This is a genomic window from Streptomyces sp. NPDC048441 (genome assembly GCF_043200235.1).
Lineage (GTDB): Bacteria > Actinomycetota > Actinomycetes > Streptomycetales > Streptomycetaceae > Streptomyces.
In genome coordinates, this window is record NZ_JBICXM010000003.1 from 461,055 (window position 1) to 477,974 (window position 16,920).

Here is a 16,920-nt window from a genome sequence, read left to right on the forward strand (position 1 = left end):
CTCGAAAGAGTGCTGGGGCGAGGGCACCCCCGACCACGTAGGCTCATTCCAGGCGGAAAACCCGCCCCGGACCGTCCCAGAACAGGAGCTGATCGTGATCCCCGGTGGTGGCCAGCCCAACATGCAGCAGCTGCTCCAGCAGGCCCAGAAGATGCAGCAGGACCTCGCTGTGGCGCAGGAGGAACTCGCGCGCACGGAGGTGGAGGGCCAGGCGGGCGGCGGCCTCGTCAAGGCGACGGTCACCGGCTCCGGCGAGCTGCGCGGCCTCGCGATCGACCCCAAGGCGGTCGACCCGGAGGACACCGAGACCCTCTCCGACCTGATCGTCGCGGCGGTCCAGGCGGCGAACGAGAACGCACAGGCGCTCCAGCAGGAGAAGCTGGGCCCGCTCGCGCAGGGCCTGGGCGGCGGCGGGATGCCGGGTCTTCCCTTCTAAGAGGGCCGCAGGCCAACTACCGTACGTAGAAGAGCCGAATACTCAACAAGACCAGAGCAGCAACAAGAGCAGCAACAAGAGCAACAACAAGAGCAACAACAAGAGCAAACGCAGGAAAGGCGTCCCGTGTACGAAGGCGTGGTCCAGGACCTCATCGACGAGTTGGGCAGGCTGCCCGGCGTCGGTCCCAAGAGCGCGCAGCGGATCGCTTTCCACATCCTGCAGACGGAGCCGACGGACGTACGCCGCCTCGCGCACGCCCTCCTAGAGGTGAAGGACAAGGTCCGCTTCTGCGCGACCTGCGGCAACGTCGCGCAGGAGGAGCTCTGCAACATCTGCCGCGACCCGCGCCGCGACCTCAGCGTCATCTGCGTGGTGGAGGAGCCGAAGGACGTCGTCGCGATCGAGCGGACCCGCGAGTTCCGGGGGAAGTACCACGTCCTCGGCGGCGCGATCAGCCCGATCGAAGGGGTGGGCCCGGACGACCTGCGCATAAGGGAGCTCCTCGCGCGCCTGGCGGACGGCACGGTCACGGAACTGATCCTGGCCACGGACCCGAACCTGGAAGGCGAGGCGACGGCGACGTACCTCGCACGCATGATCAAGCCGATGGGCCTGAAGGTCACCCGCCTGGCCAGCGGCCTCCCAGTCGGGGGAGATCTGGAATACGCGGACGAGGTCACACTGGGCCGCGCCTTCGAGGGGAGACGACTCCTAGATGTCTAAGAAGAAGCAGCAGCAAGAGAAGTCGGCGGAGCCGCAGACGGAAGCGACCCCCGAGCCGATCGCCGCCTCCGACGCGGCCTCCGACGCCGCCCCCGTACCGGCGGTCCTCCTGCATGCCTCCGCTCAGGACCCGGACTCCTTCGCGGTGCAGATCTCGGACCAGATCGAGAGCTTCATCGTCGCGGTGACGGAGGTGGCGAAGGGCGACGAGCCGGACTCGGCAGTCCCCTTCCTCCTCCTCGAGGTCTCCCAACTCCTCCTCGCGGGCGGCCGACTCGGCGCGCACGAGGACATCGTCCCCGAGGACCGGTACGAGCCGGACCTGGGCCCGGAACGGGACGTGGACGACCTCCGGGAGCGCCTGGCGGCGATGCTGGAGCCGATCGACGTCTACTCCGAAGTCTTCGACCCGTACGAGCCCCGCAAGGCCCCGGTGGCCTGCCGCATCTCGGACGACCTGGCAGACGTGGTCGCCGACCTCTCCCACGGCCTGGCGCACTTCCGGGCGGGCCGCACGGTGGAGGCCCTGTGGTGGTGGCAGTTCTCGTACTTCTCCAACTGGGGCTCGACGGCTTCGGCGGCCCTCCGCGCCCTCCAGTCCCTGGTGGCGCACGTACGCCTGAACCAGCCCCTCGAGGACCTGAACGGCCTGGACACGGACGAGGACCTGGCGGAGGACGCGCTCGCCGAGGCGGCGGGCAAGGTGATGGCGGAGGAGATCGCCGGGCCGCTGGGCCTGCGGTCGGTGCAGTAGCTCCGGGTCTCGCCCAGGGTCCGTTCCCCGCCAACGCCGGGATCCCGATGTACGTCACCGTGCGTGGCGTGCCGAAGCGTTGTACGCCGAGGGGCCACCGGTGGTTCTTCGCCGTACGCGACTCAAAGCTCCCCCTGAAGACCGGCCCCCGCCTGAGCGTCCCGGCCATCACCCTGAATACCGAGAAACTCAAGGGCTACGCCGACTGACACCCGCGCTGCTCAAGGCGCCAGGGGGCATCAGGGGTCAGAACCTGTGACCCGCCCCACTTTCCGGAGTGCCTCACTCCCCAGCGGGCATGTGCCAAGCCGAGCGGTCGGAACGTACGCCCCGAGCAGCGGGAGCGTATGCCGGTGGATGATCACGTAGTGGGCGGGACATCTCACGATGTGATATCTGCGAGGCGAATTTCGACCGCTCGTTAGACTGAGCCGACCGCAGCAGTGCGGTAAGAGACGGACTGAGCGAGGAGCGCACGTGAGCCTTGTCGTGCAGAAGTACGGAGGCTCCTCCGTAGCCGATGCCGAGGGCATCAAGCGGGTCGCCAAGAGGGTTGTCGACGCCAAGAAGAACGGCCATCAGGTCGTTGTCGTGGTGTCCGCCATGGGTGACACGACGGATGAGTTGATCGATCTTGCAGGGCAGGTATCCCCGATTCCTGCCGGGCGTGAATTCGACATGCTGCTGACCGCCGGAGAGCGGATCTCCATGGCATTGCTCGCCATGGCGATCAAAAACCTGGGCCACGCGGCCCAGTCGTTCACGGGCAGCCAGGCCGGCGTCATCACCGACTCCGTCCACAACAAAGCGCGGATCATCGATGTCACCCCCGGGCGGATCAGGACGTCGGTCGACGAGGGCAACATCGCCATCGTCGCCGGGTTCCAGGGCGTCAGCCAGGAGGGCAAGAACATCACCACGCTGGGGCGTGGTGGTTCCGACACGACCGCTGTCGCCCTCGCGGCCGCGCTCGACGCCGAGGTCTGTGAGATCTACACGGATGTGGACGGGGTCTTCACGGCCGATCCGCGTGTCGTGAAGAAGGCCCAGAAGATCGACTGGATCTCGTTCGAGGACATGCTGGAGCTCGCGAGCTCCGGGTCCAAGGTGCTGCTCCACCGGTGTGTGGAGTACGCCCGTCGTTACAACATCCCGATCCACGTCAGGTCGTCCTTCAGTGGGCTTCAGGGCACGTGGGTCAGCAACGAACCGCAAGGGGACCGCAAGGTGGAGCAGGCCATCATCTCCGGTGTCGCGCACGACACCTCGGAGGCCAAGATCACGGTCGTCGGTGTGCCGGACAAGCCGGGCGAGGCCGCCTCGATCTTCCGCGCGATCGCCGATTCCGGCGTCAACATCGACATGATCGTGCAGAACGTGTCGGCCGCCTCGACCGGGCTCACGGACATCTCGTTCACGCTGCCCAAGGCCGAGGGCCGCAAGGCGATCGACGCGCTGGAGAAGACCCGCGCGGCGACCGGCTTCGACTCGCTCCGTTACGACGACCAGATCGCCAAGATCTCGCTGGTCGGCGCGGGTATGAAGACCAACCCCGGCGTCACCGCCGCCTTCTTCGAGGCGCTCAGCGACGCGGGCGTCAACATTGAGCTGATCTCGACTTCCGAGATCCGCATCTCGGTCGTGACTCGCGCCGACGACGCGAACGAGTCCGTCCGCGCCGTGCACACCGCCTTCGGCCTCGACTCCGACACGGACGAGGCCGTGGTCTATGGAGGCACCGGGCGATGACCGGAAAGCCGACGCTCGCGGTCGTCGGAGCGACCGGGGCCGTCGGCGCGGTCATGCTCCAGATCCTGTCGCAGCACGCCGACATCTGGGGCGAGATCCGACTCGTCGCCTCATCGCGCTCGGCCGGCAAGAAGCTGGCCGTGCGTGGTGAGGAGGTCGAGGTCCTCGCGTTGAGTGAGGACGTCTTCGACGGTGTTGATGTGGCCATGTTCGACGTGCCTGATGAGGTCAGTGCGCAGTGGGCTCCCATCGCCGCCTCCAAGGGTGTTGTCGTGGTCGACAACTCCGCCGCCTTCCGGATGGACCCGGACGTGCCTCTGGTCGTCCCCGAGGTCAATCCCCATGCCGCGCGCGTACGCCCGCGCGGCATCGTCGCGAATCCCAACTGCACGACCCTCTCGATGATCGTGGCCATCGGCGCGCTTCATGCCGAGTTCGGGTTGCGTGAGCTGATCGTCTCCTCGTACCAGGCCGTGAGCGGGGCCGGGCGGGACGGCGTGGACACCTTGCGGCGGCAGATGTCGCTGGTGGCGGGCTCGGAGCTCGGCACGAGCCCCGGTGACGTACGACGTGCTGTCGGCGATGACACCGGGCCCTTCCCCGAGCCCGTAGCGCTCAATGTGGTGCCGTGGGCGGGGACGCTGCGGGACGACGGGTGGTCGTCCGAGGAGATGAAGGTGCGGGACGAGTCCCGCAAGATCCTCGGCCTTCCCGGTCTGAAGGTCGCCGCCACGTGCGTACGCGTGCCGGTCGTGACCACGCACTCCCTGACCGTCCACGCCCGCTTCGAGGACGAGGTCACCGTCGATCGCGCGCGCGAGATCCTGGCCACCGCGCCCGGAGTCGTGCTCTTCGACAACCCGGCCGCCGGTGAGTTCCCCACCCCCGCCGACGTGGTCGGGACCGACCCCACCTGGGTGGGCCGGGTGCGCCGCTCGCTGGACGATCCGACGGCTCTGGAGCTCTTCGTGTGCGGGGACAACCTGCGCAAGGGGGCCGCGCTGAACACGGCGCAGATCGCGGAGCTGGTGGCGGGGGAGCTCATTACCGGGCGTTAGGCCCTAGCCCTCCCGAGCCCTCCCGAGAGATGCCTGGCTTCCCGGCGTACGCCGCTAAATGCGCCCCGAAGCGGAAATCGTTGTGAGGTCTGTGTAAGTTCTGTGTCCAACTTGGTGGCCAGGACCGCTTGAACTGGACCATCTCCGCGTTCGAAGATTCCCACCCCGTCCACTGCAACCGGCAGCAGGGCGGGGCGCGTCTTTGCGGTAGCCCTTCAAGGGGGCGGGGGCTGACCGCTGCGAAATTGGGCATAGTGGAAGAGCTGGTACGTATGGGGGCTTTTGATGCATCGTCGCCAATCGCGACGATGCCCGCCGCAAACGCGCCGCTTGATGCGTACAACCCTCCAGGGGGGAAGCGTGTCCAACAGGCGTGGCAGAGGTACTCGATTTCACAGCGGTTCAGGCGAGGGGCGCGGCCCTTCGCCCGCCTCGCCGTCCCCGTGCGCCCTCCGGTATGCCGGTGATCGCGCCCATGCCCACTACGCGATCGGCCCGCATCCCGGCGCAGCGCGAGGGCGCTGACGAGGCGATGAGCGCGGGTACCACAGTTGATCATCTGACCGAGACCTACCGCGCCCACTACCGGTCGCTGCTCGGCCTCGCGGCGCTGCTCCTCGACGACACGGCGTCCTGCGAGGACGTGGTGCAGGAGGCGTTCATCCGGGTGCACTCGGCGCGCAAGCGCGTGCGGGACCCGGAGAAGACGCTCGCCTATCTGCGGCAGACCGTCGTGAACCTCTCGCGGTCCGCGCTGCGGCGCCGGATCCTCGGCCTGAAGCTGCTCTCGAAGCCGATGCCCGACATGGCGAGTGCGGAGGAGGGTGCGTACGACCTCCTTGAGCGGGACGAACTGATCAAGGCGATGCGCGGCCTTCAGCGCCGCCAGCGCGAGGTCTTGGTCCTGAGATATTTCTCGGACATGACCGAGGCGCAGGTGGCCGAGACCCTCGGCATATCGCTCGGGTCGGTGAAGGCGTACGGATCGCGCGGGATCGCGGCTCTGCGGGTCGCCATGGAGGCACCGGCATGAGCGGGCACGAGAGCGAGAACGAGCGTGAGCGCGATGAGCACGCCGAGAGCGCTGAGCACGCCGAGAGCGTTGAGGGCGCCGCGAGCGCCGAGTACGCCGAGAACGTTGAGTCTGAGCAGCACGCTGGGGACGGAACTGTGAACCACGGCCAGGGCAAGCAGGAGCCCACCGGGTCCGATGACGGCCTCGGCACCGACGAGCTGGCGCTGCGCAGGATGATGCGTACGGCCGTCCAGGAGATCGAGCCGGGAGACCAGGCCCTGGAGCGGCTGCGCCATGCGGTGCCCGCGCGCCGGGCGCGCAAGCGGCAGGCCGTGGTCGGCGTGGCCGCGGCCGCGCTCTTCATCGGCACCGCCATCCCCGCTCTCGTGCACGTCACGAACTCCGGCAGCGGCTCGGACGACCGGCCGTCGATCGCGGGCAACAGCGAGCAGACGCAGGGCGGTTCGAGTCAGGGCAAGGGTCCTGACGGCGGCGAGAAGGGCGAGAGCAGCGGCTCGGGGCCCTCCAAGTCGAAGGACAAGAAGGACAAGAAGGGCAAGAAGGGCGACAAGGGGAAGGGTGAGGCCAGCGGCGGCGCGACCGGCGGCCCCGACCCGGCGGGCACGGCGTCCGCCGACTCGCCCGCCTGCACGGCGGAGCAGCTCGGCAGCCCCTCCGGCAGCGCGGGCGTGGCGGAGGCCGACGGCAAGGTGTACGGCACCTTCCGGATCGCCAACGTCTCCGGGAGCCGCTGCACGGTCAGTACGGCGGGCGATGTCAGCGCCGCCGCCACGGGAGCGGCCGACCCCGCCAAGATCGCCGTCGCCGAGCATGTGGCGGGGGACGCGGCGACGGGCCTGCCCGACCCGTCTCAGGCGGTGGGCTCGCTGGTCCTCGCGCCGGGGGCCGCGTACGAGGTGAAGTTCGCCTGGGTGCCTTCGGAGGCGTGTCCGACGGAAGGCGGCGGCGACCCTTCGCCCGACCCGACCCCGTCGGAGGACGGCGGCGGCACGAACGGCGGGTCGCCCGACGGCACGGAGCCTCAGATGGTGCGGGAGGACGGCGGCGTGGTGGAGGGCGGCGTGACGGTGTCACTGACGGCGTCCTCGGGTGCGCCTGGCGCGGGGACGAGCATCGCCAACGCGTGCGCGGGGACGGTCTACCGGACGGGCATGTTGTCGGCGTCCTAGCGGTACGCACGGTACGCACGAGACGTACGAGACGTACGAGATGCATGAGATGCATGAGACGCAGGTGACGCGTCGGGCGGGCTGAAGCGGTTGCTATTCAGCCTGTCCGGCGGAGGTGGACGCGGGCGTTGACGCGGCGGCCACGGAATCCTCCGGCAGAAGCCCCAGCGCGGCGTCCCGCGCGACCTCCCGCTCCCGGCGGAAAAGACGGAACCACATGAAGACCACGAACCCGGCGAAGACGAACCACTCCCCGGTGTAACCGAGGTTCTGGAAGGCCTTGAGGTCGAGCCCGGAGTTGTCCGGCGCGGTCGCCGGTACGGCCTTCATCCCGGAGTCGCCCTTCTCCAGGGTGACCCACGCGTCGTACACATCGCCCCGGACCATGTTCACGAGCGAGGCCGCGCTGATCGCGCCCAGCTGCCCGTCCGGGAGCCCGCCCGCCGCGCTGACCCCGTTCGACCCGGGGCTCTCGGAGGACTGGAGCGCGCCCGTCACGGTGATCTCGCCGGAGGGCGCCGCGGGGGCCTTCGCCGCATTCGCGTGGCCGGGGAGCCAGCCCCGTACGACGGGCAGGTCCTTGCCGTTGCCGGTGCGCAGCAGTGTCAGGACGTAGTACCCGGACTTGTCGTCCAACTTCCGGTCCGGCACGAGGAGTTGCTTGCCGTAGTGGCCGGTGGCCGACACCTGCTCGCCGGATGTCTCCTGGTCCACGGGAAGGAGATCGTCCAGCGGCCGGGCCTTCGCCGCCGGCTGGGACGACTCGGCTGCCGCGGCCTGCCGGTCCGCCTGCTCCTGCGCGGCGTCATGCGCCTGGACGCGGTCCTCGAACCGCCCCAGCTGCCATGACCCCATGAAGACGCAGAAGGGGATGGCGAGCAGTACGAAGACGTTGATCCCCCACCAGCGGGGCGTCAGCAGGAACCGGTACACACCCCCACGGTACGGGGCTCCTTCACGGAGCCCCGCCCGGGGGTTGGCGACAAAGCCCCCCGCTAGCGGAGGTGCCGCGCGGCGAAGTCCAGTTCCAACCGCACCTGCTTGATCCGCTCGCCCACGACGAGCGAGCCGTGCCCCGCGTCGTACCGGTACACCTCGTGCACCGCGTCCCTGGCCTTCAGCCGCTCCACGTAGTTGTCGACCTGCTGGATCGGACAGCGCGGGTCGTTCACGCCTGCCGAGATGTAGACCGGCGCCTTCACCGCGTCCACGTACGTCAGCGGGGACGAGGCCTCGAAGCGCTCGGGGACCTCCTCCGGCGTGCCGCCGAGGAGCGTGCGGTCCATGGCCTTCAGGGCCTCCATCTCGTCGTGGTACGCCGTCACGTAGTCCGCGACCGGCACCGCGGCCAGGCCGAGTGCCCACGCGTCGGGCTGGGTGCCGATGCCGAGGAGCGTGAGATAGCCGCCCCAGGAGCCGCCCGCCAGGACGATGCGGTCCGGGTCGGCGAGGCCCGACGTCACCGCCCACTCCCGCACCGCGGCGATGTCCTCGAGCTCGATCAGACCGACGCGGTGCTTGAGCGCGTCCGTCCACTCACGGCCGTACCCCGTCGAACCGCGGTAGTTCACCCGCACCACCGCGTACCCGTGGTCCACCCAGGCGGCCGGGCCGGCGGCGAAGGCGTCGCTGTCGTGCCACGTCGGGCCGCCGTGGACCTCGAAGACCGTGGGGAGGGGGCCGCTCGCGTCGGCCGGCTTCTGTACGAGGGCGTGGACCCGGCCGCCGGGGCCCTCCACCCACACGTCCTGAACCGGCACGGAGGCCGGGGCCTTCATCCCCGGCGGGTCGAGCACGACCCCGCCCGTCGTCGACCGCACCACCGGCGGCTCGGCCGCCGACGACCACAGGTACTCCACGCTGCCGTCGGGGCGCGCCGTCGCTCCCGACACCGAGCCCGCGGGCGTCTCGACCTCGATCAGCTCGCCGGCGGCGAACGCGTACCGGAACAGCTCGCTGCGTGCCTCGAAGCTGTGCTCGATGAGCAGGGCCGAGCCGTCCGGATACCACTCGGCGCTCACGTCGCCCGGCAGCTCGACGGCCAGGTCCGTCTCCTCGCCCGACGCGACGTCCCACACCATCGGCTCCCAGCGGCCGCGCCGCTGATGCCCGACGAGCAGCCGCGTGTCCCCTTCGACCGGCGCGAAGCCGAGGACTTCAAGCCCGAGCTCGACCGTGCCGCCCTCGGTGTCGTCGAGCTCGGCGACCGTGGAGCCGTCCGGCCTGACCACCCGGAGGGCGGAGTGCATGGCGTCGCCGTGCTCCGTGTGCTCGACGGCGATCAGGGAGCCGTCGTGGGAGAGATCGCCGACGCCCGCGGACTCGCGGTGGCGGTAGATCTCCACGGGGTCCGCGCCCGGCGAACGTACGACATGGATCGTCGAACCTTCCTCGTCCGTCGAGCGGCCGACGACGGACATCCGCCCGTCCCGCGCGAGGGCGAGGCCCGCCGGATAGGACGGTTCGAGGCCCGCCACGGCGGGCTCGTCGGCGCCGTCGCCGCCCAGGAAGGGGCGGCGCATCCAGACGCCGAACTCGTCACCGTCCGTGTCGTTGAACCACCAGATCCACTCGCCGTCCGGTGAGAGCACGCCGTCCGTCGTGCCGTTCGCCCGGTCCGTCACCTGGCGCTGCTCGCCGGTCGCGCGGTCCCATGCGTACAGCTCGTACGTCCCTGTCGCGTTCGACACGAACAAGGACCGGTCGGGAGCGTCCTCCGCCCAGTCGGGCAGCGACACCCTCGGCGCACGGAACCGCTTCTCCCAGTCCGGCATCCGGGCGTCCTCGCCCACGGCGCCCGCGCCCGTCGTCGCCTTCCCCGCGCCCGTTCCCGCATCCGTACCCGCACCCAAGTCGCTCATGGACCCATAGTGCACGCCCGTGCCGACAATCCGCCGAGGAGGTCCCCAGCCTGTGGATAACTTTCCGGAAGCCCATGGCGCTCAAGGGCTCGGCCGCATCCACCCTTCCCACACGAGACCCTCCGGAGCCGCCGATTCCGTCTGCCCCCGGCGGGCCGCCGCGGATTCGCGCCCGCCCGGATCGAACTCGCCGAGCTTCGTCCAGCCCCACGACCGCAGGACCTCGCGCCCCAGATCGTCGTCCGGCTTGATGACCGCGACGACGAGATCGGTGGCGTGCCGGACGAGCAGCAGCGTGCGCAGCCGGTCCGATACGCCCTGGAGCCGGAAAGCGGGCACCACCATCAGCTCGGTCAGGATGAAGACCCGGCCCGACGCCGTACGTTCCTCGACCTCCGGCGGCAGGATGCCGCGGAACCCCTCCCACCAGTCGCCCGTGCGCGCGGCGCGGTAGCCGTAGAGACAGCCCACCATGCCCGCCGCGTCGGCGACGACCATGTCGAAGTCGGGCCGCTGCACCTCACTCTCGAAGCGGCGCAGGAACCCCTGCCGGTCGCGGTACTCGGCGCCGGACACCCCCTGGTAGGCCTCGACATAGACGTCGGCGACCGCTTCCCGCTGCTGCTCCGCCTGCCACCGGGACAGTCGCCGTAGGAACACCTCTGCCATCTGCGCCTCCACCCGCCCCCACCCAGGACACCCTGGCCTCCGCATGGTGACACCACGGAACGGCCAGCGGAACGGGGCGTCGGGGACAGATTCAGGGCCGCTTGAAAACACCGGTGAGCCCCGCGATCAGCATGGCGGCGAGCGCCCATCCGGCCAGCGTGAAACAGGCCGCCCAGATGGCCGCCCCGTCCACGGCGAGCCACCGCGCGCGCTCCCCCAGATTCGCCCCCGGGATCATGAGATCGGCGGTGTAGCGCGCCGCGCTGAACTTCACCTCCGCGTCGAGGGCCTTGGCCGGGACGATGTCGCCGTGCTGGTGGGCCCGGTGGAACCAGCCCCAGCCGAAGAAGTAGAAGAGCCCGATCGGCGCCAGGATCCGCCACGGCTGGTAGCCGAAGCCGATGGCGATCCGCAGCAGGGCGCTCCACGAGACGCGCAAGGGGTGCAGCGCGCGTTCGGCCTTGGTCCTGGGATGATCGCGCCGTCGCCATTGCGCGGCGATCTGAATCTTGCGGGCGTCTCGTTCGCTGCCCTCGCGTTGGTAGACATCGGCCAGTTGCCGGTAGGGCTGCGGCACGAATCCGTCGGTGTCGCGGCCGATCCACTGGAGCCGTTCCCGCGCCTCCAGCTTCTCCTTGGAGTCGATGCTGGTGTAGGTGAACCCGCTGAGCCGGACCTTGTTCTCTTCGCTCCAGGTCTGGGACGAGTCGTACCAGCGCCCGACTTTCGCGGACCGCAGATCGACGAACCCGGACAGGCTCTTCGGCAGGAACCGGACCCCCCTGATGACCTCCGCGGTCATCAGGGTGATCGCGCAGCCGCCGGGGCGGTCGGCGGTGAACACACCGTCGGTGAACTCCAGTTCACCGATGCGCGCGCCGGTGAGATCGATCTCGCCGGTGGCGCTGAACCCCTTGGAGCACTGCACCGTGCCCTGGACGGTGAGGCGTTTGGCATCGATGGCCTTGCGGCCGTCCCCCTTGGCGGCGAACGTGCCTTTGCCGCATACGAGGTCCCCGCCGATGTGCCCGCCCGCGAGATCGACCTCGCCGGTCGCGGTGAAGCCGTCGGAGCACTTCATGGTGCCCTGGACGGTGATGCGCTTGGCGTCGAGTGCCTTCTGGCGCTGTGACGCACCGGTGAACGTACCCGTACGGCAGTCCAGGTCACCGCCGATGCGCGCGCCCGTGATGTCGACCCCGCCGGTCGCGGTGAAGCCTTCGGAGCACTTCATCGTGCTCTCGACGGTGAGGCGTTCGGCGCGGATCGCGCTGTCTCCGGCGGCCCCGTGGACGAACCTGCTGTCGCTGAGGTCCAGTTCGCCGCCGATCCGGGCACCGCACATGCGGACTTCGCCGGTGGCCTTGAAGCCCTTCCCGCACAACATCGTGCCGCTGACGGTCATTCCGTACATATTGAGCGCCCGTGAACGCGCGCCGACCTGGCGGAACTCCCCCTGAGAGCAGTCCAGATCGCCGCCGATCCGCGAGCGGCTCATCCGGATCTCTCCGACGGCGGTGAATCCTTCGCGGAGGAACATAGAGCCCTTGACGTCGACCCCGTAGACCTCGAGTGCGACGGCGTCCTCCTGCGGCGAATCGCTGTTGTCGAAGGTGGATCCCGCGCAGTTCAGCTGGCCGCCGATCTGCGCGCCGATGAGCTGCGCGCTGCCGGTCACTCGTGCGACCACGAACCACACGCTGCCGTCGACGACGAGCCTGCTGGCGCTCAACGCCCCGCCGCCCGGGTTGGTGAACGTGCCGCTCTCGCAGTCCAGCGAGCCGTGGATGTGCGCGCCCTGCAACTGGACTTCACCTTCCGCGGTGAAACCGTCGCTCAGGCAGAGATCGCCCTGGGTGTGCATCGCACGGCCTTCGAAGCCGCGGACATGGCACCCCGGCAGCTGGACGCGGATCGCGCGCGCGTCATTGAGCAGTACCGGCCGCTCGGCCTCGAAGTAGCAGTCCTCCAGATACAGCGGCCGGGTCAGATGCGCCGCCGCCAGATCGAGGGTTCCTACGATGTGCGCACCCGCGAGCCACAGGGCCCGGTGGATGCCCGCCGGATGGGCGGAGACGAGCAGCATCCGGGCGAGCGCGGCCGCTTCGACCCTTCGCTCGGCCCCCCACTCCGCCCCGCGCGAGGCATCGACCCGCTCCCCCTTCACCGGCCGCAGGTCCACCTCCTCGCCGTCGGACAGCTGCTTCTCGTGGATACACGGATCATGCGGTTGTTCGGTCATGGCGGCCTCCCCCTGGCCCTTGCCTCATCCCCAGGATGGCCGTGATCCGCACGGAAAGCCCCAGGATGGCCGTGATCCGCACGGAAAGAAGCCCCGGTCAGGGCGATAGGGCCCGGAAAGGGACCGGATACGGAGCGCGCGACTATCCGCTCTGCGTATGCCTGGTGCCCTCCTTGTGGGGGCGTCGCACAGACGTATGGCGTAGACCTATGTCATATGCGCTGTTGCGGCTCAGAAGTGTGGCTCAGAAGTGCGGCTCATGCAGCTCAGAAATGCAGCATCGACATGACCTCGGGACTCCGTACGCCCGTCGACACGGCAGGGACGTCCACACCGGCCTTGATCCATCCGGCGTGCTCCGCCGCTACGACAGCGGCCTTCTCCGCCGCGTCCGCCAGGGAGTTCAGCTCACCGTCCGCGCCGAGGCGCCCTGCTCCCGATGCCGCTGATGCCGCCAGGGAGGCTTTGAGCGCGGCCTGGCAGGCGTCGCGGGACAAGTCGGCGTCGCCGTCGACGAGTTGTGCCATCTGGGCGGCCTGCGCGGCGGACGCGGCGGCATTCCTGGCGCAGCGGGAGTCCGCGGCCGGATCGGGTGTGCTCTCGGAGAGCACGGCGAGCGCCTGCGCCGCCACACGCGCGGCGTGAGCGGCTTTCCAGACGGCGTTCTCATGAGCCGCGGAGCCGTCCGGCCGCTCCCCGGCGCCGCGCTCGACGTGCTGGCTCATGGCGGCCGCCCGAGCCGCCGCGCTCTCAGTTCGCGCTGCGTGACCTCGCCGGGGGGCGGCTGCCTCCGGCTCGTGCTCTTCCCGCTCTCGCTCTTCCCGCTTTCCCCGCGTTGCCCGGTCGCCTTCGCTCATCGGCCTCTCCTCGTCTGCCAGAACGGCGGTGCGCGCCGGGGCAGGGTGACATGCCGCGGTGCAACACACCAGACAAGCGCACTAGGCCCCGCAAGTCGCCCCGCAAGGCACCCCACAAGTCGCCCCGCAGGAAGCCGAGTTTCAGGCGGCCTGTTGCCGTTGCCGGGGTGAGCCCATAACCTCAATCTGATGGACCGTCAGATGCAGTTAAGGGAAACCGGCAGGTAGCAGGGGGCACAGCAGTGGACAACAACGAGGTCGGGGCCAAGGAAGTCAAGGAACTCCCCCGCGTCATCAGCGTGGACGACCACGTGATCGAACCCGCGCACCTCTTCGAGAAGTGGCTCCCGAGCAAGTACCGCGACCGGGGCCCGAAGCCCTTCACCGCGGGGATCGGCGAGCTCGAGTACATCGGCGGCAAGTACAAGTTCACGACGGACCCGGAAGGCCAGGTCACCGACTGGTGGGAGTACGAGGGAGAGATCTTCCCGTACAAGCGCATCATCGCCGCCGTCGGCTTCTCGCGGGACGAGATGACGCTCGACGGCATCACCCGTGAGCAGATGCGCCGCGGCTGCTGGGACCCGAAGGCCCGCCTCGACGACATGGACATCAACCATGTCGAGGCCTCCCTCTGCTTCCCGACGTTCCCGCGCTTCTGCGGGCAGACGTTCTCCGAGGCCAAGGACAAGGAGGTCGGGCTCGCCTGCGTACGGGCGTACAACGACTGGATGGTGGAGGAGTGGTGCGGCGACAGCCGCGGCAGGCTGATCCCGCTCTGCCTCATCCCGTTGTGGGACGTGGACCTCGCCGTCGCCGAGATCAAGCGCAACGCCGCTCGCGGCGTGCGCGCCGTGACCTTCAGCGAGATCCCTACGCACCTCGGGCTTCCGTCGATCCACTCCGGCTACTGGGACCCGTTCTTCGCGGCCTGCGAGGAGACCGGCACGGTCGTGAACATGCATATCGGTTCGTCGTCGCAGATGCCCGCGGCGTCGCCGGACGCACCCCCGGCCGTCCAGGCCTCCCTGAGCTTCAACAACGCGATGGCCTCGATGATGGACTTCCTCTTCTCCGGGGTCCTGGTGAAGTTCCCCCGCCTCAAACTCGCCTACAGCGAGGGCCAGATGGGGTGGATCCCGTACGCCCTGGAGCGCGCCGACGACGTATGGGAGGAGCACCGGGCCTGGGGCGGCGTCAAGGATCTGATCCCGGAGCCGCCGTCCTCGTACTACTACCGGCAGATCTTCTGCTGCTTCTTCCGGGACAAGCACGGGGTCGCCTCCATCGACACCGTGGGCGTCGACAACGCCACCTTCGAAACCGACTATCCGCACGTCGACTCCACCTGGCCGCACACGAAGGCAGTGGCCGAGGACCACGTCGGCCACCTCCCCCATGACGTGCAGTACAAGCTGCTCCGTGGGAATGCGATCCGGATGCTGGATCTCCCGTTCGACGGAAACCGGTAGCTGCCCGCCGCCTCGGCCGATGCCTGCCTTCGCTACGGTTTCGCTGAACCCCGGCGGAGAGGCATACAGCGGATGAGTACCCCCTTTTCAGAGGCGTTGGTCACCCTCGGCCGCCAGTACGTGCGCGAGGCACCCGGCACCCTCGGCAAGGCGGCGCTTGCCGCGCGCTGGCTGAACCCGCACCTGCGGGAGAATCCTCGGCGACGCGTTGTCACGGACAGCCTCGGCAACCGTTTCGCCGTCGATACGCAGGACCTCATCCAGCGGTACCTGTACCTCTTCGGGGTGTGGGAGCCGCATATGACGGGGTGGCTCCGGCGCACGCTGAAGCCCGGCGACACGTATGTCGACGTGGGGGCCAACGTGGGCGTGTTCGCCGTGCTCGGTTCCCGGCTCGTCGGCAGCGGCGGCCGGGTGGTGGCCATCGAGGCGTCCCCGGTGTTCCACCGCAGGGTGTTGCGGAATGCCGAGCTCAACGGCAGCGGCAATATCCGCGCGGTCAACGCCGCCGTATCGGACAGCCGGAAGATGCTGACGTTCGTCCTGGCCAGCTCGCACAACATGGGCGCGAACAGCATCGTCCCCTACGACGGGCCCGCGGAGTCCACCTTCGAGATGGCGGCGCTCCCGTTGGCGGAGCTCCTGAAGCCGGACGAGATCGCCGGAGCGCGGGTGATCAAGATCGACGTCGAGGGCGCGGAAGGCGGGGTGGTCCGCGGCCTTGCTCCCGTGCTCGACCGACTCCGCCCGGACGCCGAGATCGCCGTGGAGGTCACTCCGGAGCGGATGGCTCAACTCGGGGAGTCGGCCGAGGAGTTGATGGAGACCATGCGGGCGGGCGGTTTCCACGCGTACCGCCTGATCAATGACTACGCACCCGCCGGCTATCCGCGAGCGACGCGGCACCCGCAGGCGCCGGTGCGCTGGCGGGGGCCTGTGGTGGGTGAGACCGAGCTTGTCTTCTCGCGCGTCGACGCGGAGCGGCTGGCGTGACGTCGCGGTCAATCAGTGCTGCCGGGGCAGCGCCACTCGAAGTGATCAAGTGCTCGCGCCCTGGCCTCGACGACGGCCATCCGGGCCTGGCGCTCGGCCGTGTCGACGTGCGCCGCCTGGCCGGTCACCTGGCCTTCCCACTTGCGGTAGAACAAGCCGACCTCGGCGGAGAACCAGCCGCGGGACACCGAGTTCAGGGCGAGCAGGAGGCCGGTGTCCTCGGATGCGGGCAGCGCCATCCAGCCGCCGAGGGCCACCAGCAGGTCGCGGCGGACGAAGAGCGTCGCCGGATGGACCTGAGCGAGATAGTCGTGGGACGCCCAGTGGTCGAGCACTTCCTTACGCTCGATCGGCCCGTGCCCGGGGTCGCCGGGAAAGCCTGCGGTGGACCCGTCGGGGAACAGATCGAGCACGCGTGACGTCGCCCAGCTGATGGTGCGGTCAGCTTCGAGGGCCGCGAGGTCGCGGGCAAGCGCGCCGGGCGCGAGCTGGTCGTCGGCGTCGAGGACCTTGACGTATTCACCGTCCGCGTACGCCAGGGCGATGGTCCGGGCGACTCCGGGACCACCCGGGCGCCCCTGCCGGAACGTGATGCGGTCGTCGTCGGGGACGTGGGGCGCGACCTGGCCGGTCGTCCCGTCCTCCTGGATCAGCCAGTGCCACTCCCAGCCCGCGGGTAGCTCCTGCTCGCGAAGGGACTCGTACGCATCGGCCAGGAAGCGCGCCGACGGTGCGTGGACGGCCGTGACGATGATGATGCGCCGGCTCACGGCTCACCACCTTTCCTAGCGGGGTGTGAAGAGTATTTCAAGGCATACTCGAGCGGCAATCAAGCCCTCGTTCGCTAACAAGCATGGCCATGCCACCGAGATGGACCTGAGATAGCTGAAGGGCCACC

The 16,920-nt window shown here is 69.3% G+C and carries 16 protein-coding genes; 10 read left to right on the forward strand and 6 right to left on the reverse strand.

Annotated elements, in window-relative coordinates; all coding sequences use genetic code 11:
- Window positions 1–94: 94 nt before the first annotated feature.
- The 8 genes from ACGFSB_RS10065 (at window position 95) to ACGFSB_RS10100 (ending at window position 6,928) form a co-directional block, all read left to right on the forward strand.
- Window positions 95–436, forward strand: a complete 342-nt coding sequence (locus ACGFSB_RS10065) for a YbaB/EbfC family nucleoid-associated protein (RefSeq protein ID WP_393396653.1) — start codon at window positions 95–97, stop codon at window positions 434–436.
- A gap of 126 nt (window positions 437–562) precedes the next feature.
- Window positions 563–1,162 carry a recombination mediator RecR gene (gene recR, locus ACGFSB_RS10070; protein ID WP_125514107.1) on the forward strand — a complete coding sequence of 200 codons (600 nt, stop codon included), beginning with the start codon at window positions 563–565 and terminating at the stop codon, window positions 1,160–1,162.
- Window positions 1,155–1,916 carry a DUF5063 domain-containing protein gene (locus ACGFSB_RS10075; RefSeq protein ID WP_393396655.1) on the forward strand — a complete coding sequence of 254 codons (762 nt, stop codon included), beginning with the start codon at window positions 1,155–1,157 and terminating at the stop codon, window positions 1,914–1,916. Before recR ends, ACGFSB_RS10075 begins: the two co-directional genes overlap by 8 nt.
- Window positions 1,917–1,984: 68 nt before the next feature.
- Entirely contained in the window at window positions 1,985–2,125 is a 141-nt protein-coding gene (locus ACGFSB_RS10080) for a hypothetical protein (protein ID WP_393396657.1), read from the forward strand.
- 268 nt (window positions 2,126–2,393) lie between these two features.
- The gene (locus tag ACGFSB_RS10085) at window positions 2,394–3,665 is read left to right on the forward strand and encodes an aspartate kinase (protein WP_393396659.1); all 1,272 of its coding nucleotides are present in this window, start codon (window positions 2,394–2,396) and stop codon (window positions 3,663–3,665) included.
- Complete coding sequence (locus ACGFSB_RS10090) at window positions 3,662–4,723, forward strand: aspartate-semialdehyde dehydrogenase (protein WP_393396661.1); 1,062 nt, start codon at window positions 3,662–3,664, stop codon at window positions 4,721–4,723. The genes ACGFSB_RS10085 and ACGFSB_RS10090 overlap by 4 nt, the downstream gene beginning before the upstream one ends.
- 373 nt (window positions 4,724–5,096) lie before the next feature.
- On the forward strand, window positions 5,097–5,756 hold the full coding sequence (locus ACGFSB_RS10095; protein WP_393396663.1) for a SigE family RNA polymerase sigma factor: 660 nt from the start codon (window positions 5,097–5,099) through the stop codon (window positions 5,754–5,756).
- The gene (locus ACGFSB_RS10100; RefSeq protein WP_393396665.1) at window positions 5,753–6,928 is read left to right on the forward strand and encodes a hypothetical protein; all 1,176 of its coding nucleotides are present in this window, start codon (window positions 5,753–5,755) and stop codon (window positions 6,926–6,928) included. Before ACGFSB_RS10095 ends, ACGFSB_RS10100 begins: the two co-directional genes overlap by 4 nt.
- Window positions 6,929–7,021: 93 nt before the next feature.
- Here ACGFSB_RS10100 and ACGFSB_RS10105 read toward each other — a convergent pair whose 3' ends face one another.
- From ACGFSB_RS10105 to ACGFSB_RS10125, 5 genes are all read right to left on the reverse strand, one after another.
- Entirely contained in the window at window positions 7,022–7,861 is an 840-nt protein-coding gene (locus ACGFSB_RS10105) for an SURF1 family protein (RefSeq protein WP_393396667.1), read from the reverse strand.
- Window positions 7,862–7,923: 62 nt separating this feature from the next.
- Window positions 7,924–9,702, reverse strand: a complete 1,779-nt coding sequence (locus ACGFSB_RS10110; RefSeq protein WP_393397036.1) for a prolyl oligopeptidase family serine peptidase — start codon at window positions 9,700–9,702, stop codon at window positions 7,924–7,926.
- Window positions 9,703–9,870: 168 nt separating this feature from the next.
- Window positions 9,871–10,458, reverse strand: coding sequence for a hypothetical protein (locus ACGFSB_RS10115; protein WP_393396668.1), 588 nt, complete (start codon window positions 10,456–10,458; stop codon window positions 9,871–9,873).
- Between the two features lie 91 nt (window positions 10,459–10,549).
- The gene (locus ACGFSB_RS10120) at window positions 10,550–12,700 is read right to left on the reverse strand and encodes a hypothetical protein (RefSeq protein ID WP_393396670.1); all 2,151 of its coding nucleotides are present in this window, start codon (window positions 12,698–12,700) and stop codon (window positions 10,550–10,552) included.
- 266 nt (window positions 12,701–12,966) lie between these two features.
- Window positions 12,967–13,425 carry a hypothetical protein gene (locus ACGFSB_RS10125; RefSeq protein WP_393396672.1) on the reverse strand — a complete coding sequence of 153 codons (459 nt, stop codon included), beginning with the start codon at window positions 13,423–13,425 and terminating at the stop codon, window positions 12,967–12,969.
- 374 nt (window positions 13,426–13,799) lie between these two features.
- Between ACGFSB_RS10125 and ACGFSB_RS10130 the strand changes: the two genes are divergently transcribed.
- Complete coding sequence (locus ACGFSB_RS10130; RefSeq protein ID WP_393396674.1) at window positions 13,800–15,029, forward strand: amidohydrolase family protein; 1,230 nt, start codon at window positions 13,800–13,802, stop codon at window positions 15,027–15,029.
- Between the two features lie 72 nt (window positions 15,030–15,101).
- On the forward strand, window positions 15,102–16,022 hold the full coding sequence (locus ACGFSB_RS10135) for an FkbM family methyltransferase (RefSeq protein ID WP_393396675.1): 921 nt from the start codon (window positions 15,102–15,104) through the stop codon (window positions 16,020–16,022).
- Between the two features lie 8 nt (window positions 16,023–16,030).
- Here the strand turns inward: ACGFSB_RS10135 and ACGFSB_RS10140 are convergent, their stop codons facing one another.
- Entirely contained in the window at window positions 16,031–16,792 is a 762-nt protein-coding gene (locus ACGFSB_RS10140; protein WP_393396677.1) for a glycosyltransferase family 2 protein, read from the reverse strand.
- Window positions 16,793–16,920 lie beyond the last annotated feature (128 nt).

Bases quoted from the DNA above. Each gene is read 5' to 3' on its own strand.
- ACGFSB_RS10120 (WP_393396670.1), bottom strand. From the start codon at position 12,700: ATGACCGAACAACCGCATGATCCGTGTATCCACGAGAAGCAGCTGTCC.
- ACGFSB_RS10100 (WP_393396665.1), top strand. From the start codon at position 5,753: ATGAGCGGGCACGAGAGCGAGAACGAGCGTGAGCGCGATGAGCACGCC.
- ACGFSB_RS10075 (WP_393396655.1), top strand. From the start codon at position 1,155: ATGTCTAAGAAGAAGCAGCAGCAAGAGAAGTCGGCGGAGCCGCAGACG.
- ACGFSB_RS10115 (WP_393396668.1), bottom strand. From the start codon at position 10,458: ATGGCAGAGGTGTTCCTACGGCGACTGTCCCGGTGGCAGGCGGAGCAG.
- ACGFSB_RS10135 (WP_393396675.1), top strand. From the start codon at position 15,102: ATGAGTACCCCCTTTTCAGAGGCGTTGGTCACCCTCGGCCGCCAGTAC.
- ACGFSB_RS10090 (WP_393396661.1), top strand. From the start codon at position 3,662: ATGACCGGAAAGCCGACGCTCGCGGTCGTCGGAGCGACCGGGGCCGTC.
- ACGFSB_RS10110 (WP_393397036.1), bottom strand. From the start codon at position 9,702: ATGCCGGACTGGGAGAAGCGGTTCCGTGCGCCGAGGGTGTCGCTGCCC.
- ACGFSB_RS10125 (WP_393396672.1), bottom strand. From the start codon at position 13,425: ATGAGCCAGCACGTCGAGCGCGGCGCCGGGGAGCGGCCGGACGGCTCC.